Origin of the sequence: Dolichospermum lemmermannii CS-548, assembly GCF_028330815.1 — a bacterium.
Classification (GTDB): Bacteria; Cyanobacteriota; Cyanobacteriia; order Cyanobacteriales; family Nostocaceae; genus Dolichospermum; species Dolichospermum lemmermannii.
Genome location: NZ_JAQMTJ010000096.1, coordinates 1 through 10,281 on the forward strand (window position 1 = coordinate 1; position 10,281 = coordinate 10,281).

The 10,281-nt window shown below is 37.6% G+C and carries 9 protein-coding genes, 1 other RNA gene and 2 pseudogenes; 4 read left to right on the plus strand and 8 right to left on the minus strand.

Features of this window, described 5'->3' with window-relative positions; all coding sequences use genetic code 11:
• Positions 1 to 762: 762 nt before the first annotated feature.
• The 3 genes from PN450_RS06225 to PN450_RS06235 all read right to left on the minus strand — a co-directional run bounded on the left by PN450_RS06225 (position 763) and on the right by PN450_RS06235 (position 3,911).
• Entirely contained in the window at positions 763 to 1,152 is a 390-nt protein-coding gene (locus tag PN450_RS06225; RefSeq protein WP_271835755.1) for a type II toxin-antitoxin system VapC family toxin, read from the minus strand.
• A gap of 578 nt (positions 1,153 to 1,730) precedes the next feature.
• Positions 1,731 to 2,159: a hypothetical protein gene (locus tag PN450_RS06230; protein WP_271835756.1), complete on the minus strand. Its 429-nt coding sequence runs from the start codon at positions 2,157 to 2,159 to the stop codon at positions 1,731 to 1,733.
• 321 nt (positions 2,160 to 2,480) lie between these two features.
• The gene (locus PN450_RS06235) at positions 2,481 to 3,911 is read right to left on the minus strand and encodes a site-specific integrase (protein ID WP_271835760.1); all 1,431 of its coding nucleotides are present in this window, start codon (positions 3,909 to 3,911) and stop codon (positions 2,481 to 2,483) included.
• Positions 3,912 to 4,216: 305 nt separating this feature from the next.
• Here PN450_RS06235 and PN450_RS06240 point away from each other — a divergent pair.
• Both PN450_RS06240 and PN450_RS06245 read left to right on the plus strand, forming a co-directional pair.
• Positions 4,217 to 5,317 (plus strand): annotated as a pseudogene (locus PN450_RS06240) (nickel-dependent hydrogenase large subunit); the annotation flags it as partial.
• Positions 5,318 to 5,524: 207 nt separating this feature from the next.
• The gene (locus tag PN450_RS06245; protein WP_271835757.1) at positions 5,525 to 5,947 is read left to right on the plus strand and encodes a hypothetical protein; all 423 of its coding nucleotides are present in this window, start codon (positions 5,525 to 5,527) and stop codon (positions 5,945 to 5,947) included.
• A gap of 351 nt (positions 5,948 to 6,298) precedes the next feature.
• On the opposite strand, the gene PN450_RS06250 is transcribed toward PN450_RS06245, so the two are convergent.
• From PN450_RS06250 to PN450_RS06260, 3 genes are all read right to left on the minus strand, one after another.
• Positions 6,299 to 6,544 (minus strand): hypothetical protein, encoded by a 246-nt coding sequence (locus tag PN450_RS06250; RefSeq protein ID WP_271835758.1) that lies wholly within the window; start codon positions 6,542 to 6,544, stop codon positions 6,299 to 6,301.
• Between the two features lies 1 nt (position 6,545).
• Entirely contained in the window at positions 6,546 to 6,806 is a 261-nt protein-coding gene (locus PN450_RS06255; protein WP_213717310.1) for a hypothetical protein, read from the minus strand.
• 300 nt (positions 6,807 to 7,106) lie between these two features.
• On the minus strand, positions 7,107 to 7,475 hold the full coding sequence (locus tag PN450_RS06260; RefSeq protein WP_213717309.1) for an SET domain-containing protein: 369 nt from the start codon (positions 7,473 to 7,475) through the stop codon (positions 7,107 to 7,109).
• A 247-nt stretch (positions 7,476 to 7,722) separates the two neighbouring features.
• Here PN450_RS06260 and PN450_RS06265 point away from each other — a divergent pair, with 247 nt between their 5' ends.
• The gene (locus PN450_RS06265) at positions 7,723 to 8,196 is read left to right on the plus strand and encodes a hydrogenase maturation protease (protein WP_271835759.1); all 474 of its coding nucleotides are present in this window, start codon (positions 7,723 to 7,725) and stop codon (positions 8,194 to 8,196) included.
• Between the two features lie 26 nt (positions 8,197 to 8,222).
• Here PN450_RS06265 and PN450_RS06270 read toward each other — a convergent pair whose 3' ends face one another.
• Entirely contained in the window at positions 8,223 to 8,597 is a 375-nt protein-coding gene (locus PN450_RS06270) for a hypothetical protein (RefSeq protein ID WP_148761880.1), read from the minus strand.
• A gap of 18 nt (positions 8,598 to 8,615) precedes the next feature.
• Positions 8,616 to 9,569, minus strand: a pseudogene (locus PN450_RS06275) (SagB/ThcOx family dehydrogenase); the annotation flags it as partial.
• A gap of 115 nt (positions 9,570 to 9,684) precedes the next feature.
• On the opposite strand from PN450_RS06275, the gene ssrA reads away from it, so the two are divergent.
• Positions 9,685 to 10,076: a transfer-messenger RNA gene (gene ssrA / locus PN450_RS06280) on the plus strand.
• Positions 10,077 to 10,281: the final 205 nt, after the last annotated feature.

The following is a 10,281-nucleotide window of genomic DNA, read 5'->3' on the forward strand; positions in this document are numbered from 1 at the left end:
AGTTTCACTTTATCACACCACGTCCCTTTTAATACTACTTATTCTCATTAAGCATCTTAATTTTTGAATTGACTTTAGTTATTATGTACTACTTTAAGGGCTTTTTTGATCTGTGACAGTTTGGGGTGCGGAATGTGGGTTGCAACCAAATTATTTTATGAAGATGAAAATTCATCATTGCTTGCTCTATCATAATTGTACTGAAAAATTGGAACTGCGTTCAATTCAGTAATAAGGTGCGTTACATTCCATTAACGCACCCTACAGGATTGGCGAACTGCTTGCAGCAGCGCTTCGCGATCGCTTACCCATGAGATCCCAGTTAATCACAGTTAACGACGCACAAGACAATGGATTTTGAGCGATTCCTAGGTCGCGCTTCGCTATCGCATTAACCCAACATTAGCGAACTGACAAGTCAGCGCTTACGCTATCGCAATTAATCCAGTTAAGACAACACAAGATAATGGATTTTGAGCGATTCCTAGGTCGCGCTAGTTCCCTCCGGGACGCTTCGCGAACGCTATCGCACTAAGTTGAGCGGCGGCTAGTGTCCTTTGTATCACCACCCATATCTCTCGCTCGTCCGCTCCAACGTGTTCTTAGACCAGGCTTTCGCAACAAGTTCACGACCTCTCTGCCGCTTTCTGCTTCCTTTTTGCGTAGATCTGCAAAAATTGCGTCCAAATCGTAGTTGAAGGACTTAGCATACTCTTCACGGATTCGGTGGATCTCTTCGACAATTTCATCTGTCCACATGACCTAATCTCCCATGAGTTCGTTGGGTGTGCAAAGGATAGGCAGAACATATCCAAAATCGAGACTAATCTCCGCCAACTTTCCCTGGATTTGAGCATTAGCAATATGCTTACGATTCCATGTTAGCAGATAATCCATGCCGTGGACGGTTGCGGCGGCAATGTGGATTGCATCAACTTTTGCTTTTGGAGGCAGATTGCTTCGAGTCAGGAATTGTGCGGCTAAACCTTGTACAGCTTGATTCAATGTCAATAAGGGAAAATCACGTAGAATCTCTAGTCGTTGAGCGGCGATCGCAGCATCGCCCTGTGCCACTTCGTCTAATACTGCCTCTGAAGTATAAAGAGTGAAGGCGCTTCGACGAGATTCCCACCAGTCTTTTGTGATCTCCATATTTATTTGCAGCCAGAATCAGGTTTTTTGTTGATCTAGCTGTGAGATATCCCAAGATGCTGGTTTCAATATAGACAGTTTCACTCATAGACAGTAGATTGTAAGCTGCTTCATTCTAGCTTATATTAGGTGCGTTACATTTTATTAACGCACCCTACAGGATCGGCGAACTGCTTGCAGCAGCGCTTCGCTATCGCTTACCCATGAGATCGCACTTAATCACAGTTAAGGAAGTTAATCACAGTTAAAGAATCACAAGAAAATAGATTTTGAGCGATTCCTACGGAGCGCTTCGCTATCGCACTAACCAAATATTAGCGATCGCACTATCACAGTTAATGAAGCACAAGACAATGGATTTTGAGCGATCGCATTAACCCAATATTAGCGATCGCAGTTAATCGCAGTTAAGGAAGCACAAGACAATGGACTTTGAGTGATAGCGAAGCGCTCCGTAGGAATCGCTTATTCATACCGCAGTTAATCGCAGTTAAAGAAACACAAGATAATGGATTTTGAGCGATCGCGAAAGCGCATATCTTCAGTTTTAGTCAACCCGCTTGGGGCGAATTTCAAACTCAGAACGCGCTGCTACTCGATTCTTGCGCTTGAATCACTATGGCTACTAGGGCAGCAACTTGTTTGTGACTCAAGCTACCATTTATTGGTGTTGATGCTCGACTGCTGCTAATCTCAACGATGCGCCCAAAAAAAATACCATAGTGAATGTTGATATCACCAATAGAAGTTGCACGACCAAAAAAACCATAGTTGACGGGCATATCACCAATTTGAACGATACGCCCAGAAAAACCATATTTGACGGGCATATCACCAAAAAAACCATAGTTGACGGGCATATCACCAATTTGAACGATACGCCCAAAAAAACCATAGTTGACGGGCATATCACCAATTTGAACGATACGCCCAGAAAAACCATATTTGACGGGCATATCACCAATAGAAGTTGCACGAAAAAAACCATAGTTGACTCTGCAAAGCATAAAACCGGACTCCTTAATCTCATTAAATAGAGGTTGGCAGATTTAAATCAAAAAAGTTCCACAATCTGTCAGGTACCAGTGAAAAGGCGTTAATGCATTCAGTCTAGTTTGATCTTAAACACTACAGATAGCCTTCAGACTGCTGCCCTCACTTACAGCATGAGCGGCATAACTATTTATTATACGGGACTTTTACGTATAATATTTTTCTCAATCCTAATATATCACGTATTACAACGAACTACTGTCTGAATATACGGAAAACTTCTTTTTTACCTCCCTATCTGGGTATTACACAGAATTTTTCCCCATAACTACCCTTTATGGAAATGCCAACAATCTCAACTTTTCCACCTCCAACTTCAACCTTTCATTCTCCACCCTCAACGTCAATATTTCATTCTTCTGCAACTCAATTAACGACTTTTGACTAATTACCTCACCAAAGGCTTTTTTCCGGTTTTCAATCCCAAACCATCTTTGATAGGTTTTTGTATGTTCATCAACAGTATGACCTAAATTGTCTGCTGCTGCTTTTATCGGTATTCCCTGAAGATGCGCTCGAATTGCACAACTATGACGTAAATCATAGGGTTGAAACTCAATTCCCACCTTTCTAAACCATCTGGATATATCTCTTCGCATCCAATTAATATTTTGTACAGAGGCAATTTTTTCAACTTTTCTTTCTAAAATATTTAATGGTTTGGGATTATGTAAATCAAATAATTCTATCCATTCAGTCACAAAAGGAATAACTTCTCTATATCCAGTTTTAGTATTTTTATTCACTTTCCAAGTCTGATCTATATTTTGGGGAGACATCCACCAATTAATATCCGGTTGGACAAATAATTCCCTTGGTCTTAATCCATAGGTTGCCAACATTCCATATACCCAACGCCACATTTCCCAGGTGTCTATTTCATCAGTGATGTTTGTATTTTTGCGGTTGAGGGCGAATTTTTCAAAGAGGTAAAAACCAGATATGATTTTTTGATCATCGGGTATTTCTCGATAAGCAGGAGTGACATGATCCCGTTTAACATCGAGTTGAAATCCTAAATTAAAGGTTTTAATCAAAACCGAAGTTACTGCTATTAGTTCATTTTTTTTATTACCCTGAAATGAATTAATAATTTCCTCAAAATTTTCTTTTGTCGCTAAATTGGTGAGAGTCAAATTTCTTTTAATGACAGATATATAGTTAGCAAAAGTATTTTCACTAGTTAAAGTTTTCTGACGAGTTTGATAATATTTTTCATTAAATTTATCTAATAATTCGCCAATTGTTTTGATCTCTTGTTTCTCTCTCGATTTAATTCCTAAATACTTCTCATTCCACTCAAAAGTATGACGAGCAATTAATTTACCTAATTCATAACTTTCTTCAATGGCTGTTTTTAATCCCTCTAAATTTGCAGGTATTCCTAAAGATATATCATACTGTTTTTTCTGTTTACTTATACTACTATCCCCTGGTTTTAAGGGTAGGGTAGCTCGTAATTGGAGAGAATTGCCAGTTTGTTTAATACTAACTTTTATTCTCTCTCTTTTTAAATTACTATTAGCTGCAATTAACTTCTGTTCAAAAACTGCTTGATACTGTAATTCTGTTGCTTTTATTTTCGCCATTGTTCCTCTATAACTGCCATCTGTGGTGTTCTGCGGTTCAAAATCTGCAAACATATCTGTAAGCCAGTCCCCGGTGTTTATATCTTTATGCAGAGATGGGGGATCTGTTTCTGATATTAACTGTTGTGTATCGTAATTACCCTGAATTTGCTGACTCACAGGACTTACGCAACTGGTACATTAGTATGATGCGTCAGACAAAATCAATTACGTAAATAAGCAAATATTTAATATCTGACGCACCCTACATCAGATTTTTGATGCTACTGTTATGTATCCTAATTACCCTGAATTTGCAGACTTATTCCCTAAATATTCCCTTATTTATCAAAGCTAAAATGGTGAAAATAAAATGTTATTACCGAGCAAAATTACTTTAAAAATAAGTTACTCAGGAACATTTACAGCATATCACCTGTTGTCATAGCAGTTATATGGTGCCTGGTGGTGTCATGTGCGCCCCCACTTTAACTGATATTACCCGCGCCTGGGCAATTTTGGAATATTTCCGCACTAATTGGTTAGAACCAGTGTGGTTAGGATGTTCTTTAGAAAGATATGAAGAAATTCAATCTTATGAGGACTTTCAAAAGTGGTTAAATGAAGATGTTAAACATCGAGAATCGGATTTAGGTTTATATTGGCGCATGGGTTTAGATATCGGTTTAGATCGATATGGTGCGGGTGTGGGTAAATATGTGACTTGGGGTTATATTCCCCATGAGGATAAATACAATAAGCCCACCGTTGAAGGACGTAACGCTGCTGTGATTATGAAAAGTGGTGTTTATGATAGTTTTACTGATACTCATAGCTTGATGAATCAAGCATTTGCTCGTGAGAATTTAACCCATTCTTGGTATGATGAGGGTAGCCAAGATTGGCATCCAAGCGATCGCACTACAAAGCCAATTAATCACAATCAAAAAGACTTTAATGGGGCATATTCTTGGTCAAGTGCAGTCCTCCACCAAGACTTAGGACGTTTAGAAGCAGGACCCCTAGCGCGTCAATTAGTTGCCGGCGGAAATCATGGCGAATCTTGGCAACATTATGACCCATTTATTCTGGATACATTTAAGAAAATGGGGGGTGCAAGTGTTCATCTTCGTCAATTAGGAAGAGTCCACGAAATAGTTAAACTATATCGTCAAGCTGAACGGTGTTTAAGGGAGTTCAAATTAAACGATCCTTGGTATATTAAACCAGAAGAAAAAGATGGTAAAGGTTGGGGTGCAACGGAAGCCGCTAGAGGTGCATTATGTCACTGGGTAGAAATCGAAAAAGGCAAAATTAAAAACTATCAAGTTATCGCCCCAGGTACTTGGAATATCGGGCCCCGTGACGGTGAAGGACAACTAGGACCAATTGAAAAAGCATTAATTGGAACACCAATTCAAGACCCGAAAGACCCTGTAGAAGTCGGTCATGTAGCCCGTTCTTTTGATTCATGTTTGGTGTGTACTGTTCATGCCCATGACGCGAAAACTGGGGAAGAATTAGCTCGTTTTAGAACAGCTTAATTTATGTTACTTAAGATCCCCGACTTCTTCAAGAAGTCGGGGATCTATTTTTCGATAAGTCAGGGTTCTATATTATTGTTATGTGCAGTACAAAAGTTCCCAAATCAGTGGGTTAGTCTGAATTTTAAGGAATAATTGATAATTCCTAATAATCAAATTATGAATTATCAATTAGGAATTACTAAATACTAAAAATGGTAACTAATTGTGTCTAATTTAGAACTACATCAATATCTTCCTCAGCTTCCTGAAGCTGCATTGCAAGAATTTATAGAATGGTGTATGTTGGAGCAGTCAACAGCCGCAGGATTAGAATTTAAACCTGATCAAAGTAAGTTAAAGAATTTAGCACCAGCGGATTATTCTAAGCAATTAGTTGACCAATTTATGAAAGTTAGACCTGACCCAATTAGAGCAGGTTTGGTGGCTGTAATTGCAGGTAAACAAGCCGATAAACACGAATTAACAGGTTTAGCCGCTGTGGTTGATTTTGTTTCTCTTTATGTTAAGTATTTAATTCCTAAAGATGGTAGTAATGCACAAGAAGCAGATGCAATTTTAGCTAAAGCATCACAACATCAGTATGAGAAACTTGTGGAAATTGCCAAAAAACATGGTGTGAGTTTATAGATTTATAGGGTGGGTAATTCCCACCCAGAAAAACGCAGAGAATTATAAACTTTTGTCTGAATCAGGATTTACAGGATTTAAGGATTTACAGGATGTTTATTTTTAATATTAGAAATGGGAATTTATGTACTTAACATGAATAAATCATCAATAAACAATCCTGTTAATCCTTTAATCTTGAGCATCCTGATTCTGACAATATGAGTATCAAAGATTGACTAAATTGCTAAAAAATGAGTTTCAGGAATTTTGTGATCAAGTTGGCAAAAATGCTGAAGCAAAAGGTATGACAGAAGAAAAGCTCAAAGAAATTCTTGAAAGTGATGATTGAGCAAAGAATTGTCATTGACACTAATTCTTACTCATTTTTTCTTTTGCTGCTGTTGGTGGATACTTATCAACTTCTATCAATAATTGCCTTTCTATAATTCGTTCATTTTTGTTAAAATTGAGAATACGGGATGTTACTTCACCAATATCTGTTAATGGTTGAATGATAGCTTCATTAAGTTGAAAATGATCACCCCAAAAGTCTCTACGATGGTTAAAAAATCTCACTAAACGCCTTATTTCTAAATTAATGTAAGTACGAGACACCTTATTTACCCTCAGCGTTAATATATTTATGAGCCTTAGCTTTAGCTAATCTAATAATGTGTTCCAGAGTCAAAAAATACTCTAATTCTTCCTTGTCTTGTTTCGTTAGTTCATTATTTTTAGCACTATCAATTAAATCCTCTAAACGGTTTTGTGCTGTTTCGGAAAGGTGGAAGTTAATCACACTTTCAGGAGTAGTACCCATAGCAATGAAATCTACAATTTCGTCATAGACTTTGATTGTTTTAACAGATGTATTCATGGCGGTATCCTTTTTTACAATACTTGTCTGATAGCGTAGCCATTGAGTTATAATTATAGCAAATGCACAAATAACCCTGGGTTAAAATTTGTATGAATATTCAAGATAAAACTATTGCTCAAATTCGGCAAATGCCAGATTATTTAATTCAGGAAGTAGATGTTAATTTTTAATATTAGACACAGGAATTTATGTACTCAAAATGAATAAATTATCAATAAATAATCCTGAAAATCCTTTAATCCTGAAAATCCTGATTCTGACAATAGTAAATGTTGGGTTTCCTTACCTCAACCCAACCTACTCTTCTACATCAAACCAAACAGGAGAAATATCATCAACTTGCCCATTATAATTAATCGTAATTTCCTGCCCTTCCCGAATATATTGATGAGCAATAATATCAATTACATTTTTAGCAAAATTCTTAATATAAACCGCATTGGGATGATAAGAATGATTAAAAAGAGAAGCAAAACCTAAACCTATTGCCCCGCTTTCTCCATGCCAACCAAAATAATAATTTAATAACACCGTTTTAGTAATTAACTTAACTTGCTGTTTAGGAATAACAATCACAGCGGCTCTTTCAATTAAATCTCCTGTAGCAAAATCTTGCTGGGCAAATATCCCTCTACCTTTAGTCTCTGTATCACGAAATACTAGCATATTGCAATTCTGTCATGGGTAAGAATGATTTTTGACTAACCACTACAGATAAACGCAGAGAAAATAAACATCAGATCCCCGACTTCTGAGCATTGCTTGATAGTTTATGGAGACGATTACACAAGAAGTCGGGGATCTTGTGCGCTATAGCTACTATAAAGTCAATGATCAAAGATGTAGTCAAAATTTCCGTAAATTTTAATTTTTTGTGCAAAGTTGATAATATTCATGTTATTATAAATATCCCATGCTAACTATCATTGGTTGTGGCAATCTCAATCGGAATGATGATGCTGTCGGCGTAATTATCGCCCAACGTTTACAGCAATATCTCGCCCAAAATCCTCACCCCAATATCCGCGTTTTCGATAGTGGAACTGCGGGAATGGAAGTGATGTTTCAAGCCAGAGGTAGTGAAAAATTAATTATTCTGGATGCCAGTTGCACAGGTTCAGAACCAGGTGCTATATTTAAAGTCCCAGGGAAAGAACTAGAAGCACTGCCCGAACCTAGTTACAACTTACATGATTTTCGTTGGGATCATGCCTTGGCTGCTGGGAGAAAAATCTTTTTAGATGATTTTCCTCAAGAGGTGATAGTCTATTTGATTGAAGCTGCAAATCTGGATTTTGGGCTGGAATTAAGTCCTGTTGTGCAACATTCTGCTGATTTAGTTTTTGCCGAACTAATTACAGTTATCCAACAAAATGTTATGGCTTAATCAACAATCTCAAATCCCCAATTGCATCAGATCCAATCACGATAAACTGGCAACTCATCTACTCTCATTTCAAAGGGTACAGTTTGACTATCGGGAGGACAAATACGAATTTTAGCACTGCTAACAATGCCAGAAAGAACATTAGCCATAGGGACAATTTGTTGCAAAATTTGCCAGTTGGTAACTTGGTCAGGGCATTCAATTACTAAAGTCAAAATACTCGCATGAGTTGTGGCATACCAACGACAATTAGACAATAAACTATGAATAATGCGATCGCATCCTTCATAAAAGTATTTGCTAATTGAATGCTCCAATTGTTGTCGAAGCATAATATCTGCTGATGTTGGCTGTATAGGGTGCTTATCATCAGCATGGAATTGATGTTCTCTTCTCGCCATTTCCAGTTATTTTCCTATTTATTTACCAATTGCCATTGCATACAATACGTCCTTATTGGTTTCTAGAAAGGCTTGGGTTTCATCATCATAGAAAGCACCAATACCACTACAATCTATTCCCCAATAGTTGCTAAATAAATACACTCTCTGTCCGACAAATCCGGCTAATTGCATAGCCGTTTGATAACTCAAATAGTCGGACACCTATTCCAAACGTTCTCCAAAAACCGTTCTCGGTCAAAATTAAATTGAGGATGTTCTAGCTGCTGCTGGTGACTAGGCTGTAAAGACGTTGTTTGATAGGCATCTTCAACACATTGATTAACTTGAAAATAGTCAGTACCACAGACAAAAGGAATAGGTAGCCTTAAGCGTCTGACTGGTTTTTCTTGCGCTTCTGGTGATATCACACAACTAGTAATAAACTCCTTATTCTCAAATCCCAAATCTGCATTGAGAATAAGTTTATCAAAATCAAAGCCTAGTTGTATGTTGTTTTCATGAAGATATGCAAAAAGCAGCGATAGCACCCAAATGGTGTCCGCTATCCAACAAACAATATCTCAAACTCCTGTCTTGATATTTCCAGCTAGACCTATGATAAACACAACTAACTAAAAAGATGAATCCGTTAATACATTTATTTGGTATAACATAATTATCCAATCCATCATCGCCTAATTCATAAATTAAGGTCAGACAATTATTCTCAACTTCTATATGGTAGATGCCATCTATTATGCCTTCTAACCCACGTATTTGTACATAAATTTCTGTCGGGTATAAAGCCCCCGCAGACGGATTTACCCGCAATTTATAGGGACTATCTTGATATATCTTTTTTCAAGTAATAGCACTGGTTAACCACAGAAAAGTATGAATAGGATTATTGCGATTTAATTGCAGCCGGCGATAAAAACGAGGATAAACTTTAAAAGAAGTTGGTTGTGTAGCGGCATCTACATAATTAGGATAGACTAAAATTCATACCCTTAATCAGCAACGCCAGTTTTCAGCAACAGGAATGGTAATCAACTTATTTGTCAAATTGCAAAATTCTGTACTATAATAAAAGTGTGAAGTACATGGGGCTTTAACGGTTTCGACAGGTTGGCGAAAGCTACTCTGTGATTCAGGTCGAGAGCGAGTCATCTCTCGCAAATCAAAGACTCAAAAAAAAAGTAAATGCGAACAATATCGTAAAATTTGCTCGTCGGGAAGCTCTAGTAGCTGCCTAAGAAACCTCTAATAGGTTCGAGCGTCTTTAATTTGACTCCGTTAAGGATTAAAGACCTAACCCCCAACGGATGCTCCAACAAGCGTTCTCTGGTTGGCTTGAAGGCTAAGATTAAATCAGAGCATCCTACGTTCGGGATAATGAACGATTCCCGCCTTGAGGGTCAGAGAGGCTAAACCTGTGAACGAGTGGAGGGTTAATACCCAATTTGGACATGGGTTCGACTCCCATAAGCTCCATTTTCAATTTTCAATAATTTTTAAGCCCGCTAAACACTTTGATGTTAGGCGGGCTTTTTGCTATTTGGGGCTGGCTGAATAAACCGAAAACCTAGATAGATTAAGAGTTTCCCGGTTAAAAAAGTGAATTAGGTGCAAGGAATAAGGATTGAAACCATTAAAAACCTATCACTTTCTGAAATTTGAGACTATTCTTCTCTCCTTCTAA